Origin of the sequence: Caballeronia sp. S22 (assembly GCF_964261745.1) — a bacterium.
Lineage (GTDB): Bacteria > Pseudomonadota > Gammaproteobacteria > Burkholderiales > Burkholderiaceae > Caballeronia > Caballeronia jiangsuensis.
On record NZ_OZ180035.1, the window covers coordinates 2,980,556 to 3,000,732 of the forward strand.

Here is a 20,177-nt window from a genome sequence, read left to right on the forward strand (position 1 = left end):
GAGGTGAACTCCATTCACGGCGCCTTCGATGTGCCCTGGATCAACGCCACGATCGCGCGTGGCGCGCATGCCGCTCGGCCGCCGGGTGCGACGCGCGGGAGACATGCGCCCAAAAATCGATCCGAAGCTGCCGGTGCATCTGCCGATCCTGATTGCTGATTCGTAAAAGGAAATTCTAACCCATCGCGGTGGCGCGCGTTCGCGGTTGCTAGCAGCGAGAAGGGGCATTTGCGTGCGCATTCGCGACGCGTTCGTGTCATTTTCGACGCTGTTTTGCACGACCGTCCGGACGGTCGAAACGCATGGCGTGCCCGGAAAGCGCGCGGTTGGCGCTATGATTGATGCTTTCGCCCTCAAAAAACCGCGCGCACCATTGCCGCGTGACGATTCCTCGCATGACACATCCCGACTACCTGAAGAAAGTGCTGACCGCGCGCGTGTACGACGTCGCGCGGGAGAGCGAGCTCGAACCCGCGCGCATCCTGTCGGCGCGTCTGCGCAATTCCGTGTTCCTGAAGCGCGAGGACAACCAGCCGGTGTTCTCCTTCAAGATTCGCGGCGCGTACAACAAGATGGCGAATCTGTCGGCGGACGAACTCGCGCGCGGCGTGATCACGGCGTCGGCGGGCAATCATGCGCAGGGCGTGGCGCTGTCGGCGGCGCGTCTCGGCTGCCGCGCGGTGATCGCCGTGCCGACCACGACACCGCAAGTCAAGATCGACGCGATCCGCGCGCACGGCGGGCCGACTGTCGAAGTGGTGCTGGCGGGCGAGTCGTACAGCGACGCCTATGCGCGCGCGGTGCAGCTTCAGGAAGAGCGCGGCCTGACTTTCGTGCATCCGTTCGACGATCCTGACGTGATCGCCGGACAAGGCACCATCGCGATGGAAATCCTGCGCCAGCACCAGGCTCCGATTCACGCGATCTTCGTGCCGATCGGCGGAGGCGGACTCGCGGCGGGCGTCGCGGCGTACATCAAGGCGGTGCGGCCGGAGATCAAGGTGATCGGCGTGCAGACCGAGGATTCCTGCGCGATGGCGAAGTCGATCGAAGCGGGCGAGCGCATCACGTTGAGCGAAGTCGGCCTGTTTTCGGACGGCACGGCGGTGAAGCTCGTCGGCGAGGAAACATTCCGGCTGTGCAACGAACTGCTCGATGAAGTCGTCACCGTCGATTCCGACGCACTCTGCGCCGCGATCAAGGACGTGTTCCAGGACACCCGCAGCGTGCTGGAACCGGCCGGTTCGCTCGCCGTCGCGGGCGCGAAGCTTTATGCGGAACGCGAAGGCATCGAAGGCAAGACGCTCGTCGCCGTGACGTCGGGCGCGAACATGAATTTCGACCGCATGCGCTTCGTCGCGGAGCGCGCGGAAGTCGGCGAGGCGCGCGAAGCCGTGTTCGCCGTGACGATTCCCGAAGAGCGCGGCAGCTTCAGGCGCTTCTGCGAGCTCGTCGGCACACGCAGCGTGACGGAGTTCAACTACCGCATCGCCGATCAGAGCGCGGCGCATATCTTTGTCGGCGTGCAGATCAAGTCGCGCAAGGAAACGGCGCAGATGATGACGTCGTTCATCGAGCATGGTTTCGCGACCGTCGATCTGTCCCACGATGAACTCTCGAAGCAGCACATCCGCTACATGGTCGGCGGCCGTTCGCCGCTCGCGCAGGACGAACGCCTGCTTCGCTTCGAATTCCCGGAGCGCCCGGGTGCGCTGATGAAATTCCTGTCGTCGATGGCGCCGGAATGGAACATCAGCCTCTTCCACTATCGCAATCAGGGCGCGGACTATAGCTCGATTCTCGTCGGCATTCAGGTGCCGCAGTCGGACAACGCGGAGTTCGAGCGCTTCCTCGCGACGCTCGGCTATCCGTGGTGGGACGAAGGCGCGAACCCGGTGTACAAGCTGTTCCTGGCGTAAGCGGCGATGCCGAAGTTCACGCTCGAAGACAAGCTCGTCGTCGCGATTTCGTCGCGCGCGCTCTTCGATTTCGAGGAAGAGAACCGCGTCTTCGAGACGGGCGATCTCGCGCAATACGAAGCGTTGCAACGCTCGCGGCTGGAGACGCCCGCGAAACCGGGCGTCGCGTTCGGGCTGATCCGCAAGCTGCTCGCGCTGAACGCGGACGAGCAGCGCGTGGAAGTGGTGATTCTTTCGCGCAGCGATCCGATCAGCGGTCTGCGCGCGTTTCATTCGTGCCGAGAACATGGTCTCGCGATCGAGCGTGGCGTGTTCACGCGCGGCCGTTCGCCGTTCGCGTATCTGAAGCCGCTGCGTGCGTCGCTGTTTTTGTCGGCGAATCCGGACGATGTGCGCGACGCGCTCGCCGCCGGTTTTCCCGCTGCGCGCGTGCTGCCGGAAACGCCGCGCGCCGCGAGCCGTTATGCGGACGAGATTCGCATCGCGTTCGATGGCGACGCCGTTCTGTTCTCCGACGAAGCCGAGCGCGTGTTTCAAAGCGAGGGGCTCGGCGCGTTCGTCGGCCACGAGACGCAGAAGAAGGATTCGCCGCTTCCCGGCGGACCATTGAAGCCGCTGCTGGCGGCGTTGAACAAGCTGCAGCGCATCGCCGACGACAACGAAAGCCGCTCGCCGATGCACATCCGCACCGCGCTCGTCACCGCGCGCTCCGCGCCCGCACACGAACGCGCGATCCGCACGCTGATGGCCTGGGACATCGAAATCGACGAAGCGATGTTTCTCGGTGGCCTCGACAAGGGCGAATTCCTGCGTGAATTCGAGCCCGATTTTTTCTTCGACGATCAATTTCGCCACTGCGAATCGGCTCGCGTCGTCACTGCGACGGGGCACGTTCTCAGCGGCATTGCGAACGCATCATGACACCCGACCAATCTCCGCTCGGCAAGCCCGTCCACTACACCGAACAGTACGACGCATCGCTGCTGTTCCCGATCGACCGCAAGCGCGCGCGCGATTCGATCGGCGTGCCTGCGCGGCTGCCGTTCTTCGGCACGGATATCTGGAACGCCTATGAATTGTCGTGGCTGAACCGGCGCGGCAAGCCGCAGATCGCGGTCGCGACGTTCTTCGTGCCGGCGGACTCGCCGAATATCGTGGAGTCGAAGTCGTTCAAGCTGTATCTTGGCTCGTTCGCGCAGACGCAGTTCGATTCCATCGACGATGTGCGCGCCGCCATCAAGCGCGATGTGTCCGCGATCTGTGGCGCGACGGTGTCGGTGCAGCTCGCGGCGCCGGGCGACTTCGGCAAGCTGGCGATGGAGGAATTCGAGGGTTTGTCGCTGGACCGTCTCGATCTCGATTGCGATGTTTTCTCGCCCGATCCTTCCTTGCTGAAGGCGACTCATGACGAAGCGCCGACGGATGAAACGCTGTTCTCGAATCTGTTGAAATCGAATTGCCCGGTGACGGGACAACCGGATTGGGGCAGCGTGCAGATCCGTTATTACGGCGGGCAGATCGATCATGCGGGGTTGTTGCGGTATATCGTTTCGTACCGCGGACATACCGGGTTTCATGAGCAATGCGTGGAACGCATCTTCATGGACATCATGCGGGAATGCAAGCCGGAGCGGCTTGCGGTGTATGCGCGTTATACGCGGCGTGGCGGGCTGGATATCAATCCGTTTCGGACGAACTTTAATCTGCCGATGCCGGATAATGCGCGGCTCGCGCGGCAGTAATTCTGCGACGGCTTGGCCAAGGGGTAGGTAGCGTGATTCGCGATCGTTAGCGCGCCACCGCTTCGGGCCACGCAGCCAGCGCGCATCTCGGCGCGCACCGCGTGGCCCGTCGCCAATCCGGTGTTACTGCTGAACGACTCGCATCGACCTTGGCCGCGAGAAGTCCAAGTCCTCACCGTTCCATGCTCTTGCCTTTTTCAGATCCCAGTTCTGGACCAGGCCGGGAAACGTCGCAACCCGGTTATACGAAAGGTTGTCCCAGTCCGATAGCATCACCCCAAGTCCCGGCGGAGCTTCCACCTGCACTTCCTGCGCATAGATCCAGGCGGGCAGCGCGTAACCCGACCGCTGCCCCGCGGGCAAACAATACTTCGCGGCGCTCGTCAGGCTGACGATACAACCGACCGGTGTCGTATCGCGCACGACAGCCATGGAACGCGGTTGCGAGAAATCGAGCATTTGCCCGTTCGCCGCCTTCACGCTTTTCAGCCCACTGTTCTCCACAGTCCCGATAAAGTTCGCGACCCGGGCGTAGGAAAGGTTGTCCCAATCCGAAAGCGTGACCGCGGCGCCCGGTGAGGCATCGACGTAGACATCGTTCGCGTAGATCCACGAAGGTAGCGAGTAGCCCGACGAAGCCCCCACCGGCAAGCAATACCGCGCACCCGTATTGAGGCTGACGATGCAGCCTTCCGGCTGTTCGCTCGACAGGAAGCGCGCGTCCGGATAGACCGACTTGATCCAGCCCGCCCATTTCGAAACGCGCGCGGCATTCGAGACATATTCGCTGTAGGTATTGATCGCCCCGACGATCACCGCCTTGCCGTCGCGAATCTGCCACGCGGCCGATCCACTGTCGCCCGACGCAACGCGCGCCCAACTCGGTGAAGGCCCGACTGGCTGGTACGCCGCGCCGATTCCGTAGTCCGACTCGAAGACGCGATCGATCCGACTGCGGCCATACAGGCGCCGCTCGCCGTCCTGCGGCCAGAAACCATTGTCTTGCATGCCCACACCCCAAGCCCCGTAACCGACGTAGATGACGTCGCGGCCCTGTTCATCCATCGCATCGTTCAGAATAGGCCGCTCGAGGGGCCTGCCCGCGGCGTCGAGCAATGGATTGCGTGAAGGCAATTTCAGAATGGCGATATCGGTCGACGCGCCGCCCAGGCCTTGCGGTATGTTGACGCGCTGCGGCGGTACATAAGCGGTGCCCTGGCCCGATGCGATCACGCGTCCACCCGGCGCCGTGAACGTCCTGTTGACCGAGGTTTCGGTTGCGGAATACCCGGAGCAATGCGCGGCGGTCAGGATGTAACTCCAGCCAGCCTTGTCGCCGAGCCACGTTCCGGTGCATCCGCCAAGATCACCGACGCCGCTCCACGGCGCCTGGTAACTGAACGAGCGCAATGTGTTGTTGTGCGTCTTGATGCTGTTCGCTACGTTCGATACATCGCCGCCGTAAGATTTGAAGGTTGCCTCATCGATATACAAAGCTTGTGCCGACGAGCAAATCCCCAGCGCGGCCAGCCCAGCGCTCCAGATTTTCTTCTTCATTCCTGATTTTCTCTTTTTTTGGACTTGATTAATCACCACATCAAGTCGTTTGACGGCCTGATTACTCAGGATGCCAAAATTTTTTATGGAAGTTCCCCGATGAACATCAAAATTCACCGAGAGATGAAGAATACCGCTGAGGTGCTGAAAAAATCCGCTGACAAATTCTTAAATGACGACGCAAGACCAACGCGTGGCATCAGAAAGAACGTCGAATCATAGGGGCAGTGCACGCGTGTTCCGCCTTCGAAAAGCCGGAACACGCGCTCAGCAGTTCAGGGCTTCTTATAAGCCACGCAATCCACCTCGACCTTGCAGTCGATCACCATCGACGACACCACACAAGCCCGCGCCGGCGGATTCGCGCCGAAGTACTCCTTGAACACCTTGTTGAACGACGCGAAATCGCGCGGATCGTCCAGCCACACGCCACAGCGCACGACATCTTCCGTGCCGTAACCCGCTTCCTTCAGAATCGCGATCACGTTCTGAATCGCCTTGTGCGATTGCTCGACGATGCCGCCGTTGATCACCTCGCCGTTTTCCATCGGCGTCTGGCCCGACACGAACAGCCAGCCATCCGCCTGAACCGCGCGTGCGAACGGCATGTGCGCGCCGCCTTGTCCCTTGCCACCTTCCACGCCATAACGCTTCATCGTCCTGCTCCTTTTTCAATAACCCAAGAATTCAAAACGCGCCCTGCGCATCGAGCTTCGATGCCGCGCCGCGCGCCACGAAACGTCCCGCGCGCGCGCCGGTCACGGCTTGCTCGCGATACGTCAAAACGCCATTTACCCAAACCGCGTCGATGCCGTCGGCCGCCTGCTGCGGCTTCGCGAACGTCGCGGCATCGCGCACACGCTCCGGATCGAACACGACCAGATCCGCGTGATATCCGACCTTCACCTCGCCGCGCTCGGCCAAACTGAAACGCCGCGCCGTCAGACTCGTCATCTTGCGCACGGCTTCTTCGAGCGGCATTAACGCCGTATCGCGCGCGTAATGGCCGAGCACGCGCGGAAACGCGCCCCACAAACGCGGATGCGGCAGCGGATCGTTCGGCAAGCCATCCGAGCCGATCATCGTCGCGGGATGCGAGAGGATGCGCCGCACGTCGTCTTCCGACATGTTGTGATACACCGCGCCCGCCGGCTGCAGGCGCTTCGCCGCTTCCTGCTGGCTGACTTTCCATTCGTCGGCGACTTCGCGGATCAGCTTGCCCGCCATTTCTGGATGCGGCGTCGACCATGTGATCGTGATGTCGATATCGCCGGTCACCTGCTTCAGATCGAGTGTCGACGAACTGCGGTTGTACGGGTAACAATCGCAGCCGACCGGCTGGCCGTCGCGCGTCGTCTCGATCGACTTCAGCACTTCCGTGCTGCGCCCCCAGTTCGACGGCCCCGCGCACTTCAGATGCGAAATCACCACCGGCACGCGCGCATGACGGCCGACGCGATACGCCTCGTCCATCGCATCGAGAATCGCGTCGAATTCGGTGCGCATGTGCGTTGTGTAGAGCGCGCCCGCTTTGGCCAGCGGCTCGGCCAGCGCCTGCACTTCCTCCGGCGGCGCGCTGAACGCCGATCCGTACGCGAGCCCGCTCGACAAGCCGAGCGCGCCGTTATCCAGCGCTTCTTCGAGCTGCGCGCGCATGCCCGCGACTTCATCCCCGCTGGCCGCGCGATCCAGCCGGTCCATATGATTGTTGCGCAGCGCCGTATGCCCGATCAGCGCGCCGACATTCACCGCCGGACGGGCTTCGTTGACCGCATCGACATACGCGGCGAAGGTCGGATACTTGAACGCGGCGGCATCGCCGAGCAGGTTCATCGGATCGGGCGGATCGCCCTTCAGCGTCACCGGCGACGCGCTGATCCCGCAATTGCCGACAATCACCGTCGTCACGCCCTGCGTGATCTTCGGCATCATCTGCGGCGAGCGGATCACGTGCGTGTCGTCGTGCGTATGGACGTCGATGAAACCGGGCGCGAGTACTTTGCCCTCGGCGTCGAAGGTTTCGTCGGCGCTCCAGCCGGACAGGCCGCCCGGCGCAACGATCGCGACGATGCGCCCGTCGCGCACGGCGACATCGCGTTCGACGGCGGGCGCGCCCGTGCCGTCGATCAGGCGCGCGCCGACGATCAGCGTGTCGGCTTTCAACGATTCCATGATCAGTCTCCCAAGGGTTGACGCTCGCCGCCGCCGCGATGCGAATCGAGCGCGTGTTTCATGCGGCGCAACAGTTCGCGGCTGTGGTCGGCCTGCTTGACCGCCAGTTCGGTGACGAGCAAATCGAGCGCCATCATCATCGCGTAGCGGGACGACGACGGTTTGTAAATGAAGTCGGATTCGATCGCGATCACCGGAATCAGCCAGTCCGCGAGCGCGCCCAGCGGCGACGCGGGCGCGGTGAGCGCGATCACGCGCGCGCCGTACTGCTTCGCGAGCTGACAGCTTTCGACCATCTCCGGTGTCTGTCCCGTCACCGATAGCGCCACCACGACATGTTCCTTCGATAACGTCGACGCGACCATTCGCTGCAACAGCCCATCCTGATACGACGCGACCGGCCGGCCGAGCCGCACGAGACGAAAGCGCATTTCATCGGCGAGCGCGGTCGAGCCGCCGCCCATGCCGAACACGTAGATCATCGATGCCGCGGCGAGCGCGTCCGCGGCTTCGGCGATCGGCGACGCGGCAAGCGCGCCCTGATTCTGCGCCAGCGTCGCCTGCACTTCCTCGAAGATGCGCGCGGCGAGCGAATCGGGCACGGCATCCGGCTCGCGCTTCAGGAAGCGCTGACCTACCGCGGCCGCCTGCGCGAGCCGCAGCTTCAGTTCGCGCACGTCCACGCAGCCGACCGCCTTCGCGAAACGCGTCACGGTGGCGATGCTCACTTCCGCCTTGTCGGCCAGCGCGCCGATGCTCGCGCGCGATGCGCCCGTCAGATCGTCGAGAATCAGCGCGGCGACCTTGCGCTCGGCGCTGCGCAACTCGGGCGCGCGCTCCGCGATGCGTGCGACGATGTCGAAACTGAGCATGTCGGCGTGGCCGTTCATATCGGGTTGCGGGTTTACGTGATGGCCGTGTTACTAAATAACATTTCCATCGCGGATGCTACTTTGGTTAACATAGCACCGTCAACTCTGATGCGCATCGAGTCGTGCACAGGGCTTATTTAAACGGACGATGGAGTAGTAGCACATGAAAGTTACAAACTATCAGAACGCGACGATCGACCCGTTCGGCAAGGGTCTCGGCATGGTGCCGGGCACGAGCATCCAGTTGAACGACGCGTCGCGCCTGCAATGGAGTCTGCTCGAAGAGGACGTGAGTCTGCCCGCCGCCGTGCTCTATTCCGATCGCATCGAGCACAACCTGAAGTGGATGCAGGCATTCGTCGGCGAGTACGGCGTGAAGCTCGCGCCGCACGGCAAGACGACGATGGCGCCGCAGCTCTTTCGCCGTCAGCTTGACGCCGGCGCGTGGGGCATCACGCTCGCGACCGCGCATCAGGTGCGCGCGGCGTATCGCGGCGGCGTGCATCGCATCCTGATGGCGAATCAGCTCGTCGGCAAACGCAACATGGGCATGATCGCCGAGTTGCTCACCGATCCGAATTTCGAGTTTTTCTGTCTGGTCGATTCAGCCGATGGCGTCGATCAGCTCGGCGAATTCTTCAGCTCGGTGCGCAAGAAGCTGAACGTGCTGATCGAGCTCGGCGTGCCGGGCGGACGCACCGGCGTGCGCGACGACGCGCAGCGCGATGCCGTGCTCGCCGCGATCGCGCGCTGGCAGGGCACGATCGAACTCGCGGGCATCGAATTGTATGAAGGCGTGCTGCAGGACGAAACGAAAGTTCGCGAGTTCCTGCAAAGCGCCGTCGATACGACGCGCAAGCTGATCGCGGAAGGCAAGATCGCGCGCAAGCCCGCGATTCTCTCGGGCGCGGGATCGGCGTGGTACGACGTCGTCGCTGACGAATTCGCGAAGGCCAACAGCGACGCGATCGAAGTCGTGCTGCGCCCGGGCTGCTATCTGACGCATGACGTCGGCATCTACAAGAAGGCGCAGAACGAGATCTTCGCGCGCAATCCGATCGCGAAAAAGATGGGGCAAGGTTTGAAGCCGGCGCTGCAGTTGTGGGCGTACGTGCAGTCGATTCCCGAGCCGGATCGCGCGATCATCGGGCTCGGCAAGCGCGACTCCGCGTTCGATGCGGGCATGCCCGAGCCGGCGAAGCATTATCGTCCGGGCAATGAAGCGCCGCGCGACGTTTCGCCCGACGAAGGCTGGGAGATTTTCGGCCTGATGGACCAGCACGCGTACTTGCGGATCAAGCCGGGCGACGACGTGAAGGTCGGCGACATGATTGCGTTCGACATCTCGCACCCATGCCTGACCTTCGATAAGTGGCGTCAGGTGCTCGTCGTCGATCCGAAGTATCGCGTCACCGAAGTGATCGAAACGTTCTTTTAAGCTTTTTCTTCGACGGCGGCCGCTTGTGACGCATTCGCGGCCGCTACTTCCTGAATGCGTCGCTCGAACATGTGAAGCGCGCTCGACAACGCTTCGATCGCCTCATCGGGCAGCGACGCCATCGTGTCGTGCAGAAACGCGTTGCGACGCGGCAGGCTCTCTTCGGCCATCGCGCGCCCTTGCGCCGTCAACGTGACGTTCGATACGCGATTGTCGCGTGCATCGACGCTGCGCACGATCCAGCCGAGTCCTTCCAGCGTCTTCAGTTGCCGCGTCAGCGCGCCCGGGTCCACCTTCAGACGTTCGACGAGTCGCTTCTGCGACAGCACGCCCGCGTGCTCGTGCAACGCGAGCAGAATGCGCCAGCGCGGCATCGGCTGGCCGACGGCCGCTTCGAACGCCGACATGAACGCGCGATACGTGCGCCCGAACTGCTGCACCACGGCGATACGGTCCTGTTCATTCATGCTTTCGATTTCCGTAGTCATTCGGCGAGGATGACGGGTTCCTGCGGCCCTTTCAGGCGCACCGGCGGCACGCGGCGCGACTGCCACAGCGACACCACCGCGACCAGCGCCGCCAGCGCCAGGCCGATGTGAATCGCCGCGACCAGCGCCTCGCGCGCGGCTTCGAGCAACATCGCGCCGTTGTGTCCAGCGGCAGTCAGTTGCGAAAGCAGCGCCTGCTGTCCTTCGCGGTTGATGAGAATCTGCGGATCGGAGAGATCGCCGGCCCAGCGCAGCGCGTGATCTCGTTCGAGCGCGAGATTCACGCCGCTCGCGTACAGATGACTCACGAGCGTACCCGTGAGCGCGGTGCCGATCATCCCGCCGATCATGCGCAGCGATTGCAGCAACGCGGTCGCGATTCCGAGATGCGCGCGCCCTGCCGTCTGCTGCGCGAACACGGTGAGATTCGGCATCACGAAGCCGAGGCCCAGGCCGCCGAGCACCATGATCGCGAGCAACATCGAGCGCGGCATGTTGTGTGTGGCGACGACGATACCCAGACACGACACGGCGAGCAACGCGAAGCCGACATACAGCATCAGATTGGCGTTCTTCAGACGCGTGACGATGCGCCCGTTCACGATGCTGCCGATCGTGATGAACACGACAAGCGGCGTGATCACGATGCCCGCGTCCTTAGGCGACATGCCGAAGCCGCCCTGAAACAGCAACGGCGCATAGAACAGCAGCGAGAACATCGTGAAGCCACCGAGAATCGCGAGCGTGAAGAGCGCGGCGAGCGCCTTGTTGCGGAACATGTCGACGGGCAGAATCGCGTAGTCGCAGCGCATTTCCCACTTCCACAGCGCGATGCCGGCAGCGACGCTCATCGCGAGCAGCGCGACGCTCTCAGCGCTGACGCCATGCTTCGGCAGCATTTCGACGAACAATTGCAATGCGCCGAGCGCCACCGCGATGAGTACGGCGCCGGGCCAGTCGAGGCGCATCTTGCCTTCATGCGCAACGTGGCGCAGATGCGGCAGAAAGCGCCACACGAAAAAGAGCGAGACCACGCCCACCGGCAGATTCACGTAAAACACCGAGCGCCAGCCGTAGTATTGCGTGAGAAAACCGCCGAGCGTCGGTCCGACCGCGTTGGCGATGCCGAACGCCGAGCTCATCAGCACTTGCCAGCGCAGGCGCACGACGTTGTCGGGAAAGAGATCGGCGATGCACGCGAAAGCAGTGCCGACGAGCATCCCGCCGCCGATGCCCTGCAACCCGCGCGCGAGCACGAGGAACATCATGCTGTTGGCGAGGCCGCAGAGCACGGACGCGACGGTGAACACGACGATCGACGCGATCACGAAGGGCTTGCGGCCGTAGTAATCGCCGAGCCGGCCGAAAATCGGCACGGTGATGACGGAAGTCAGGAGATACGACGTGGCGACCCACGCGTAGAGATCGAAGCCTTTAAGCTCGGCGACGATCGTCGGCAGCGCGGTGCCGACCACCGTTTGATCGAGCGCGACGAGCATCGTGACGAACGAGACGCCCAGCATCGCCATGAGGGATTCGCGGAAAGGCAGAACCTGTCCGCTGGAATGATGCGCGGCTGTGTGAACGGCCATTTTTGTAAGCGCAATAATTGACTAGTCAACGGAAATGGAATCATAGCACGGTGAGGCACTCTAATTTTCGTGGCAATTCACCATTTACCGGACAGAAGACATCGCATGGAACCGACGCCGATCATTACCTCGCCGCTCACGACCGAAGATTTCGCGGCCCTGACCCGCGCGAAGGAAGCCCTGGAAAGTCCGTCGCTGACGATGAAGCTGGCGAGCGTCGTCGGCGCGCCCATCGAAAAGCTGATGGGACGCATGCCGGCCGCCGCGCAGGACAAAGTCGATGAAGCGACGCAACTCGCGCTGAAAAAGTGCCTCCAGCTCGCGCTGCGCACGATCGGCAAGAGCGCGCCGTCCGATTCGCTGCTCGCGCCGCCGCCCGACAAGCCGCACAACCTGATGCACAAGCTGGCCGTCGCGACGACCGGCGCGGCGGGCGGCGCGTTCGGGCTGTTCGCACTGCCGGTCGAATTGCCGGTGACGACCACGCTGATGTTCCGCTCGATCTGCGATATCGCGCGTAGCGAGGGCGAGGACGTGCATCGCGTGGAGACTCAATTGCAATGCATGATGGTGCTCGGCATGGGCGGCGCCAAAGCCAGCGATGACAACGCCGATATCGGCTATTTCATCGTGCGCGGCGCGCTCGCGCAGTCGGTTTCGCGCGCGACCAACGAAATCGCCGCGAAGGGACTCGGCAGTCATGGATCGACGGCGCTGCTCAAATTCTTGCAGACGATCGCGTCGAGGTTCTCGGTGCAGGTCAGCGAACAGGTGGCCGCGAAGTCGATTCCGGCGATCGGCGCGGTGCTCGGCGCGATGGTCAACACGGTGTTCATCGACCACTTTCAGCAGATGGCGCATGGACATTTCACCGTGCGCAGGCTGGAGCGGCGCTATGGCGCATCGGCCGTCGAGCGGGCCTATCAGACGATCGAGGTCATGGGCGGAAGATGAGCCCGGGGCGCGGAGATTGCGCCGCCGATGAACGCGGCGGCGCGCGCGAGGGCATCGCGTGCTTCGGGCATGAACGGCGCCCAAATCTGGAAGATATGCGGAACGTTGCGCCAGATATCCAGCTCGATACGCACGCCAGCCGCGCGCGCTTTCGTCGCGATGCGAGTCGAATCATCCAGCAAGAGTTCGGTGTCGCCGACCTGAATCAACAGCGGCGGCAAGCCTTCGAACTCGCCGAATACGGGCGATGCGTAGGGATTTCGCGCATCGGCTGCGCCCAGATACTGCGCGGCCACCAGAGGAAATACCGACGCGTGATACATCGGATCGCGGCCGTCGTTGGTCCGCATCGACTCGCCGCTACAGGTCAGATCGGTCCACGGCGAGAACAGCACTGCGGCTGCGGGAAGCGGATCGCCCGCGTCGCGTAGCGCGAGGAGCGTCGCGAGCGCGAGACCGCCGCCGGCCGAGTCTCCTGCTATCGCAATTGATTGCGCGGAAACGCCGTCTCCGAGCAATCGACGGTATGCGGCGACGCTATCGTCGAGCGCCGCAGGAAAGCGATGTTCGGGCGCAAGACGGTAATCGAGCGAAAAGACACTCGCATTTGACCGCGTGGCTAATCCGAACGTGATCGCGCGATGGCTGCGCGGCGAGCAGAAGTAATATCCGCCGCCATGCAGATAGAGAATGGTTGCGCGTGGATTCGTCGGCGGTGTGAGCCATTCGCCGCGTGGTGCGCCTTCGTCGCTCGTCTCGCGGATATCGAGCCGCCAGCCTTTCGGCACGCGCGGCGACCAGATTCGACGGGATGCATAACTTCGCGCCAATTCGACGTCGAGTTCGGGCTTCGCGCTGTGCGGACGCATGCGCATGCGGACTGCCCAGCAAGCCAGGGCGCTTTGCCAGCTCATCGTCGATCGTTCCCGCCTGCGCGCGTCAATTCGCCGGCATTACCTGACCACGAATCTCGCCGGTCGGATTTTCCTGCGTGTGGATGTTGAAGTACCACTGCCCCGTCATCAGATCGCTGACTTGCTGATCCGATAGCGTCGCCTGTCCTTTCATGGGGCTCGCGAGCGCTTTCTTGTCGATAGGCACCTGCACTTTCGCGTTCTGACCGACAGGCGCGGGGCCGTGGAAATGAGCCATCGTCACGGGACCCGATAACTCGGCGTAGGTTGCGGTCCAGGTGAAGACTTTGGTGTCGGTGTCGAAGGTCGCGTCCACGGTGCCGTGGCCTTTGCTTACGCGCGGCGGGACTTCGCTCGAAGGCTGGAGATTGGCTTTCAGGGCGACGGTGTCGGCTCGCGCGGCGCCCGAGGCGAGAAGGGCGAGCATCAGAACGGTCATCCAGCGTACATGTGGTCTGCATGTCGAGGTCATTGTTCCTCTCCTGTTTTGGCGGACAGCGCGTCTTTCGGTGCGATGACCGCATCGCCATGGTAGAGCATCCGGATGCGGGGTGCATTTCGCTTGGGTCGCGAGAGGCACACATGCGAAAAGGGCGCCTCGCGGCGCCCTTTTTCTAGCTAGCTAAAACTCGGTACTACTCCGATGGCTTTAGAAGCGGTGACGGATACCCGTCGACACGACAACCTGACGGCTGCTCGACGACAAGGCGACGCCGCTGATGCCTGCGTTCGGCGTTACACCTTCCGGCAAGCCGCTGGCGATTTGCACCAAGCCTTCAGCATAGATGTCCGTGCGCTTGGACAGAGCGTAGTCCGTCTGCACGCCGAACTGGTGGAAGCGAACACGGGTCGAGTCGCCTTCCTCTTGCGCGAACTTGGCGTTCGTGAACGTGTAGGCGGCGCCAAGCGAGAGCGCCGGCGTCAGAGCATAACGACCGTTCACTTCGTAGTTGTTGACGATGTTCGAACCAGTGCCCGGCACATTGTCATTCTGGCGGATCTGCGTCCAAATCGCACCGAACGTCATAGCGCCGACGGAATAGCTGCCGCCTGCACCGAACGTGCGCTGACGATCGGCGAAGATGAGGTCTTGGTTCGGCACAGTCGTCGGGCCACCAACGATCGCACCCGCGGTCGGGCCTGCGTTCGTGTTCATGCCGTTCGCTTGCATGTATGCTGCGCCGAGCTTCAGGCCGCCGTTTGCGTAGCCTGCACCGATGCTGTACGCGCGGTTTGCCGCGAAGCTGCCTGCGGCATTCGAGAAGCCGTACAGACCGCTGAACGAGAAGCCAGCGTAGTTCGCGCTTTGGAACTTGATCGAGTTGTTTTCACGGAACGCATCGCCGTTCAGGTTATCCAGATTGCCCGGATGTGCGAAGTACGTGCCGCCCCAAGTGCCGGTCGCGCTCAGCGGGCCGAGGTAGTCGACCACGGAGTCGGTCTGATGACCCAGCGTCACCGTACCTGCATTCGTCGACAGACCGACGAATGCCTGACGGCTAAAGCCACTGCCGATGCTCGAACCGCTTGCCACGTCGAAGCCATTCTCCAACGTGAAGATCGCCTTCATGCCGCCGCCCAGGTCTTCCGCACCGCGCAGACCCCAACGGCTCATCTGAACATTGTTGCCCGTCATGCTGAACGAGTTGTTCTTGAAATGATCAGCACCTTCCGGAGCCTGAACGTTGTTCACGTACGTGAAGCCTGCGTCGACCAAACCATACAGCGTGACGCTGCTCTGTGCGTTGGCAGCGCCTGCGAACGATGCGGCCAAAGCTGCGATGGCCGTGACGATCAAATTCTTTTTCATGCGTATTCCTTTGCTGAGTCGTGGGACTCGATGGGTTGCTTCAGGCCGAACGCCTGTCGAGCTTAATTTGCCTCTTCGCTCGTTTAGCTCAGCACCGATATTCGGCACGACAAAGTTTATTGCCCGGTCTTTTTGAGAAACCGCCGAACGAAACACAAAAGCCTTTTTGAATAATTCGAAAAGTGCAATTTCAATATGGATAAACACTTAGGCCACGAGGACTTACAGATCAGATCACGCGTGTATCGCCAGCGCCTCGGGACCGTTGAGTTGCATACATGCGACAGTGGCTGCATTGAGACAGCGGGTCCGGATCAGAACCTTCCGATTTTCGAGCGTGTTACGGCACTCTAGAATCGCGCACGCGAGGCTGCGATCCAGCCGCTTGCATCGATTCACATACTCGAAGCGTCGAAAGGCGCTTCTCACATCGCTCTCTCAATGAATCAACTTCAAGCGATGCGCGTCTTTCTGAAGGTATCGGAAACCGAGTCGTTCGGCCGCGCCGCCGCCGCGCTCGATCTCTCCAACGCCGTGATAACGCGCTACGTGTCGCTGCTCGAAGTGCATCTCAACACGCGCTTGCTGAACAGGACGACGCGCAGCGTCTCGTTGACAGAAGCCGGTCGCGCGTATGCCGAAGGCTGCCGCGCGGTATTCGAGCAAATCGAGGCGATAGAGGCATCGGTGGGGACCAGTTCCGTGGATCCCACAGGCACGCTCAAGCTGGTGGCATCGGCGTCTTTTTCGTTGCTTGGACTCACGCCGATGCTGCGAGAATTCATGGAGCGCTACTCGAACGTGAAGCTGCGTCTGACGCTGCTGCATCGTCCGGTCGATCTCGTTGCGGAAGGCTTCGACGTCGGCATCGTCGTGCCGCATCTCGTCAACAGCGGCATGCTGATCAACCGCCCGTTGGTCAAAGTGGCGTCAGTGCTCGTTGCATCGCCAGCCTATCTTTCGCGGCGCGGCGCGCCCGGCCGGCCGGCATTGCTGGCATCGCACGAGTTTCTTGCGCCGTCGGCGGACATACACGGATCGACGTGGTCTTTTGTCGGACCATCGGGTGTGGAGGAAAGCGTCGCGCTCGATCCGGCATACGCAGTGAACAGCTCGCACATGTTGCGGCAAGCGGCGCTTTCCGGAATGGGCATTGCGGTACTGCCGGAGAGCTATGTAACGCAGGATATCGAAACGGGATCACTCGTGCGCCTGCTGCCGGGCTACACGCTCAAGGACGCAGACAAGGAAGTTTCGATCGTCTACCCGGGACGCCGACATGTGCCTGCGAAGACGCGCTCATTTGTGGATTTCGCGCTGGCCTATTTCCGCGACCGCGAATCAGTCGAAGCGGATTCCGGAGCATTTCCGAAATAGGAAGACGGCGGCACCACGCGGCGTGGCCCGATCAAAGAATCGCGGCGCCTTGCGCGTGGATACGCTCGACGAGTTCTTCGCATCGTGCGATCAGCGCAAATCCTTCGCGACGGCGCGCGTCGCGGGTCTTCACGTGCAGATCGCGACGAAATTCCTCCAGTGCGGCAAGCAGCGGCCGATACTGCAGAACGCTGGCCGCACCGAAGACGCGATGATGCCAATCTCGCAGATTATCCACCGTGCCACGATCCAGCAACGACCGAAGCGCCACGAGATCTTCGCGGAACGACGATACAAACGCGTCCAGCAAAGCCTTCACTGTCGTTTCACTACCCCAGAGTTGAGCCATCGCGCTCAGATCAAGTTCGTCGTCATCGCGCGGCCGCACGATGGGAGCTTGCGCTGATTGCGTGCGAGACTCAGACGCGGCGCTAGCGTTCACCCACCAGCGATTCAGATGCTCGCGCAAAGTAGCGAGCCGGGTCGGCTTCACGAGACGGTCATCCATGCCCGCATCGCGGCACTTCTGCAACTCGTCGGGCGCGGTGCTCGCCGTGATGCCGAGAATCGGCAGGCGGCGCGCCGTGCCAACTTCATCGGCCCGGATGCGACGCGCGAGTTCGTAGCCTGTCATGTTCGGCATGTGGCAGTCCGTGATCAGGAAACCATAGCGCGTGTCCGCTAACGCAGCGAGCGCCTCAGCGCCATCGTGCACGACGTCGCAAGCAAATCCGAGTAGCGAAAGCTGATTGCGGATCAATTCCTGGTTCACCGGATGATCTTCGGCCACGAGCACGAGTTTGCCGCTGCGCAGCGCGTCTTCCCGGTCCGGCGCCGCCATCTTCGCTTCGTGGCAGAGCGTGAGGCCCGATGCGATCTGCGGCATGCCGGTCAATGCGGCAACGCAAGCCGCGCCGAGCCCATGCCACGATATCGGATTGACGCTTACGCGGATGTCGTCTTCGAGGATTCGGTACCCGGTAGGCTTTGGCTTCTCGGTGACGTGAATCACGCGCGATCCGAGCGGAGACGCGAGCGTGTGGGTATCGCTCAGAAAGACGATCTCGATGTATTTGAGCGACTCAGGCTCCGATCGCGCGAGTTCATCGGGCGTATAACGCTGAAACTCCAGACCGAGCGCCTCGCCGTAATGCATGAGCGCAGCCGCCACGCGATCGTCTTCGATCGCGACGATGCCGCGCTTGCCACGCAATCCGTCGATCTGATACCGCAAGGTTTCGACGGGCATCGTGAGACGAACGGTCATCGCAGTTCCGACGCCGACCGCGCTTTCGAGACTCATCGTGCCGCCCATCAACGCGACGAGACGATTGCAGATAGTCAGTCCGAGCCCGGTACCGCCGAAACGGCGCGTCGTGGAAGCCTCCGCTTGCACGAATGGCTCGAAGAGGTTTTGCTGAGCCTCCGCGGCAATCCCGATGCCGGTGTCCTTTACACACAGTTCGATGACCTGTTCCGACGCGCGTTGCTCGACCGCGCGCACGTGGAGGGCGACATCGCCTCTGATCGTGAACTTGATCGCGTTGCTCATCACGTTGAAGAGAACCTGCCTCAGGCGCACGCTATCGCCTCTGACTGTCGCTGCCACTTCCGGCGCCACGTCGACACGCACGCGCAGACCCTTTTCATGCGCCCTTCCGGCAAGCAGACCTACGGCGCTGTCCACGAGTTCGCGCAAATCGATCGGAGTCGATTCGATCGTCAACCGGTTGGCCTCGATCTTCGAATAGTCGAGAAGATCGTCCAGGATCTGCAGGAGCGCACTCGCGGAATCCTGAATCATGCCGAGCATCTGGGACTGATCGGAATTCAGCGACGTGTTCTCGAGTACTTCGACGAGCCCCAGAACGCCGTTCATCGGCGTGCGGATTTCGTGACTCATCATGGCCAGGAAGTCGTCCTTCGCGCGCGATGCCGCTTCGGCGATATCCCGCGCACGAGCGAGTTCGTCTGCACGGGCATGCTCGACGCTGGCATCGGCCCAATAGCCGCTCCATACGACGGCGCCATCGTCTTCACGATGCGCGACGAGGTCGGCGCGAATCCAGCGCGTAATCCCCTCTACGGTCGAGCGGAACTCGGTATGCAGCGGCTCGAGCGTGCGCGCCGACGTTTCGATTTCTTCGAGCAGACGCGCGCTGTCCTCGGCGTGAATACGCGTCAATGCGTGAATCGGATCATCGGCCAGAGCGAGGACGTCCAAAGCGAGCAACTGCCGGGTATCGCCGTCAATATAGGGAAGGCTGTACGTGCCGTCGCTCGCGCGGCGCAACTGAAACACGACGGCTGGCAGCGACCGCGTCACGTCGTGAAGTCGGCGCTCGGTTTGCCGCGCGCGAGTTTCGGCATCGCGGATATCGGTGATGTCGATCATCGTGCCGACGACACCCGCTCGCTCTCCGTTCAACTCCGTGAACGCGCCGGTCCAGAAAAGGCCGCAGCGCGGGTGGTCTTGGTTGTCGGAGAATTCCGCTTCGACTTCATGTCGTTGGCCGGAGGCCAGCGTCATACTAGTCAGTTCGTGTAGCACGCGGCTATGCGCGTCGCCCCACGCCGTCACTTCGAGACTCGTGCGCCCGATGACGTCTTCGCGCCGCACCCCGAGCGCCTCCTCAAAGGCACGATTCACCGTGATGTAGCGGTTTTGCATGTCCTTCGCGACGAGCGGATACGGAACCACCTCCATCATCGTTTGCTGGAAACTGAGTTGCGTACCGAGACGCTGCTCCGTTTCCACACGTCGGTTCATCTCCTGTTGCAGTCGAATAAAGGCGCGAAGCGTGACGAACAACACTGCGGCAATGCCGATGAGCGCCGGCATCAGACGCAATGCCGTGATGCTCCAGACGGCTGGTTCAGCCGTCTGCGCGGCGGCCGATTGCGTCGCCGAGGATTGCGCCAACGCTCGCCTGATCAGCAGATCGAGCGGCTGTAACTCGGAGTGCATGGCATAGTTCAGCTTTCCCGGCGTGCTCGACGCGACGATCATATCGATCTCGCCCCGTTGAAATGCCGACGCGGCCTTCGCCCAATCGTTGAAGTGCTGCGGTTTGAACGTGACGCCGAGCATTTTCTCGACTGCTTCCAGTGGCGCTTCTGGCCGCTGAAGCGACTCATCGGCGGACTCGCCCGACGCTTCGACCAACCCGACGACGATCGGCTCCAGCGTCCGCAAGTAACTGCGCTCCGGTTCATCGAGTTTGAACGGGACTGCCGCGCTCTTCGGTTCGGGGCGGACGTCAGCGGTTAGCTGCGACGTGCTGGTGTGACTACGCGGCTCGGCCGCTTGGCTGGACAGCGGCGCGGTCATGCCTATCAAGC

General features: G+C 62.3%; 16 protein-coding genes. 6 read left to right on the forward strand and 10 right to left on the reverse strand.

Annotated elements, in window-relative coordinates; all coding sequences use genetic code 11:
• Positions 1–395: 395 nt before the first annotated feature.
• From ilvA to queF, 3 genes are read left to right on the forward strand one after another with little or no spacing between them, the layout of a single operon-like run.
• A complete protein-coding gene (ilvA, locus tag ACEN42_RS13960) occupies positions 396–1,919 on the forward strand; it encodes a threonine ammonia-lyase, biosynthetic (protein WP_035497941.1) in 1,524 nt (507 codons plus the stop codon).
• Between the two features lie 6 nt (positions 1,920–1,925).
• Positions 1,926–2,840, forward strand: coding sequence for a 5'-nucleotidase (locus ACEN42_RS13965; RefSeq protein WP_371880237.1), 915 nt, complete (start codon positions 1,926–1,928; stop codon positions 2,838–2,840).
• Positions 2,837–3,661, forward strand: a complete 825-nt coding sequence (queF, locus tag ACEN42_RS13970; protein ID WP_371880238.1) for an NADPH-dependent 7-cyano-7-deazaguanine reductase QueF — start codon at positions 2,837–2,839, stop codon at positions 3,659–3,661. The genes ACEN42_RS13965 and queF overlap by 4 nt, the downstream gene beginning before the upstream one ends.
• 123 nt (positions 3,662–3,784) lie before the next feature.
• On the opposite strand, the gene ACEN42_RS13975 is transcribed toward queF, so the two are convergent.
• The 4 genes from ACEN42_RS13975 to ACEN42_RS13990 all read right to left on the reverse strand — a co-directional run bounded on the left by ACEN42_RS13975 (position 3,785) and on the right by ACEN42_RS13990 (position 8,280).
• Entirely contained in the window at positions 3,785–5,335 is a 1,551-nt protein-coding gene (locus ACEN42_RS13975; protein ID WP_371880239.1) for a trypsin-like serine protease, read from the reverse strand.
• A 158-nt stretch (positions 5,336–5,493) separates the two neighbouring features.
• Complete coding sequence (locus ACEN42_RS13980; protein ID WP_371880240.1) at positions 5,494–5,874, reverse strand: RidA family protein; 381 nt, start codon at positions 5,872–5,874, stop codon at positions 5,494–5,496.
• Positions 5,875–5,905: 31 nt separating this feature from the next.
• Positions 5,906–7,390, reverse strand: coding sequence for an amidohydrolase family protein (locus ACEN42_RS13985; protein ID WP_187607458.1), 1,485 nt, complete (start codon positions 7,388–7,390; stop codon positions 5,906–5,908).
• A gap of 2 nt (positions 7,391–7,392) precedes the next feature.
• Positions 7,393–8,280: a MurR/RpiR family transcriptional regulator gene (locus tag ACEN42_RS13990; protein ID WP_035497626.1), complete on the reverse strand. Its 888-nt coding sequence runs from the start codon at positions 8,278–8,280 to the stop codon at positions 7,393–7,395.
• 145 nt (positions 8,281–8,425) lie between these two features.
• On the opposite strand from ACEN42_RS13990, the gene ACEN42_RS13995 reads away from it, so the two are divergent.
• A complete protein-coding gene (locus ACEN42_RS13995; RefSeq protein WP_371880241.1) occupies positions 8,426–9,700 on the forward strand; it encodes an amino acid deaminase in 1,275 nt (424 codons plus the stop codon).
• Here the strand turns inward: ACEN42_RS13995 and ACEN42_RS14000 are convergent.
• Both ACEN42_RS14000 and ACEN42_RS14005 read right to left on the reverse strand, forming a co-directional pair.
• Positions 9,697–10,167: a MarR family winged helix-turn-helix transcriptional regulator gene (locus ACEN42_RS14000; protein ID WP_187607456.1), complete on the reverse strand. Its 471-nt coding sequence runs from the start codon at positions 10,165–10,167 to the stop codon at positions 9,697–9,699. The two genes, ACEN42_RS13995 and ACEN42_RS14000, sit on opposite strands and share 4 nt — an antisense overlap.
• A 17-nt stretch (positions 10,168–10,184) precedes the next feature.
• The gene (locus tag ACEN42_RS14005) at positions 10,185–11,780 is read right to left on the reverse strand and encodes an MDR family MFS transporter (protein ID WP_187607455.1); all 1,596 of its coding nucleotides are present in this window, start codon (positions 11,778–11,780) and stop codon (positions 10,185–10,187) included.
• Between the two features lie 105 nt (positions 11,781–11,885).
• On the opposite strand from ACEN42_RS14005, the gene ACEN42_RS14010 reads away from it, so the two are divergent.
• Positions 11,886–12,734 (forward strand): EcsC family protein, encoded by an 849-nt coding sequence (locus tag ACEN42_RS14010; protein WP_187607454.1) that lies wholly within the window; start codon positions 11,886–11,888, stop codon positions 12,732–12,734.
• Here ACEN42_RS14010 and ACEN42_RS14015 read toward each other — a convergent pair.
• From ACEN42_RS14015 to ACEN42_RS14025, 3 genes are all read right to left on the reverse strand, one after another.
• Entirely contained in the window at positions 12,704–13,648 is a 945-nt protein-coding gene (locus tag ACEN42_RS14015; RefSeq protein ID WP_371880242.1) for an alpha/beta hydrolase, read from the reverse strand. The two genes, ACEN42_RS14010 and ACEN42_RS14015, sit on opposite strands and share 31 nt — an antisense overlap.
• A gap of 25 nt (positions 13,649–13,673) precedes the next feature.
• Positions 13,674–14,087, reverse strand: coding sequence for a CHRD domain-containing protein (locus tag ACEN42_RS14020; RefSeq protein WP_371881131.1), 414 nt, complete (start codon positions 14,085–14,087; stop codon positions 13,674–13,676).
• Between the two features lie 210 nt (positions 14,088–14,297).
• Positions 14,298–15,458: a porin gene (locus ACEN42_RS14025; protein WP_238209691.1), complete on the reverse strand. Its 1,161-nt coding sequence runs from the start codon at positions 15,456–15,458 to the stop codon at positions 14,298–14,300.
• A 441-nt stretch (positions 15,459–15,899) separates the two neighbouring features.
• On the opposite strand from ACEN42_RS14025, the gene ACEN42_RS14030 reads away from it, so the two are divergent.
• Positions 15,900–16,835, forward strand: a complete 936-nt coding sequence (locus tag ACEN42_RS14030; protein WP_371880243.1) for a LysR family transcriptional regulator — start codon at positions 15,900–15,902, stop codon at positions 16,833–16,835.
• Between the two features lie 31 nt (positions 16,836–16,866).
• Here the strand turns inward: ACEN42_RS14030 and ACEN42_RS14035 are convergent, their stop codons facing one another.
• Positions 16,867–20,031, reverse strand: coding sequence for an ATP-binding protein (locus ACEN42_RS14035; RefSeq protein ID WP_371880244.1), 3,165 nt, complete (start codon positions 20,029–20,031; stop codon positions 16,867–16,869).
• Positions 20,032–20,177: the final 146 nt, after the last annotated feature.

Coding starts and splice junctions, on each gene's coding strand:
- ACEN42_RS14005 (WP_187607455.1), bottom strand. CDS start 11,780: ATGGCCGTTCACACAGCCGCGCATCATTCCAGCGGACAGGTTCTGCCT.
- ACEN42_RS14015 (WP_371880242.1), bottom strand. CDS start 13,648: ATGAGCTGGCAAAGCGCCCTGGCTTGCTGGGCAGTCCGCATGCGCATG.
- ACEN42_RS14030 (WP_371880243.1), top strand. CDS start 15,900: ATGAATCAACTTCAAGCGATGCGCGTCTTTCTGAAGGTATCGGAAACC.
- queF (WP_371880238.1), top strand. CDS start 2,837: ATGACACCCGACCAATCTCCGCTCGGCAAGCCCGTCCACTACACCGAA.
- ACEN42_RS13990 (WP_035497626.1), bottom strand. CDS start 8,280: ATGAACGGCCACGCCGACATGCTCAGTTTCGACATCGTCGCACGCATC.
- ACEN42_RS13965 (WP_371880237.1), top strand. CDS start 1,926: ATGCCGAAGTTCACGCTCGAAGACAAGCTCGTCGTCGCGATTTCGTCG.
- ACEN42_RS13995 (WP_371880241.1), top strand. CDS start 8,426: ATGAAAGTTACAAACTATCAGAACGCGACGATCGACCCGTTCGGCAAG.
- ACEN42_RS14010 (WP_187607454.1), top strand. CDS start 11,886: ATGGAACCGACGCCGATCATTACCTCGCCGCTCACGACCGAAGATTTC.
- ACEN42_RS14000 (WP_187607456.1), bottom strand. CDS start 10,167: ATGAATGAACAGGACCGTATCGCCGTGGTGCAGCAGTTCGGGCGCACG.
- ACEN42_RS13980 (WP_371880240.1), bottom strand. CDS start 5,874: ATGAAGCGTTATGGCGTGGAAGGTGGCAAGGGACAAGGCGGCGCGCAC.
- ACEN42_RS13985 (WP_187607458.1), bottom strand. CDS start 7,390: ATGGAATCGTTGAAAGCCGACACGCTGATCGTCGGCGCGCGCCTGATC.
- ilvA (WP_035497941.1), top strand. CDS start 396: ATGACACATCCCGACTACCTGAAGAAAGTGCTGACCGCGCGCGTGTAC.
- ACEN42_RS14025 (WP_238209691.1), bottom strand. CDS start 15,458: ATGAAAAAGAATTTGATCGTCACGGCCATCGCAGCTTTGGCCGCATCG.
- ACEN42_RS14020 (WP_371881131.1), bottom strand. CDS start 14,087: ATGACCGTTCTGATGCTCGCCCTTCTCGCCTCGGGCGCCGCGCGAGCC.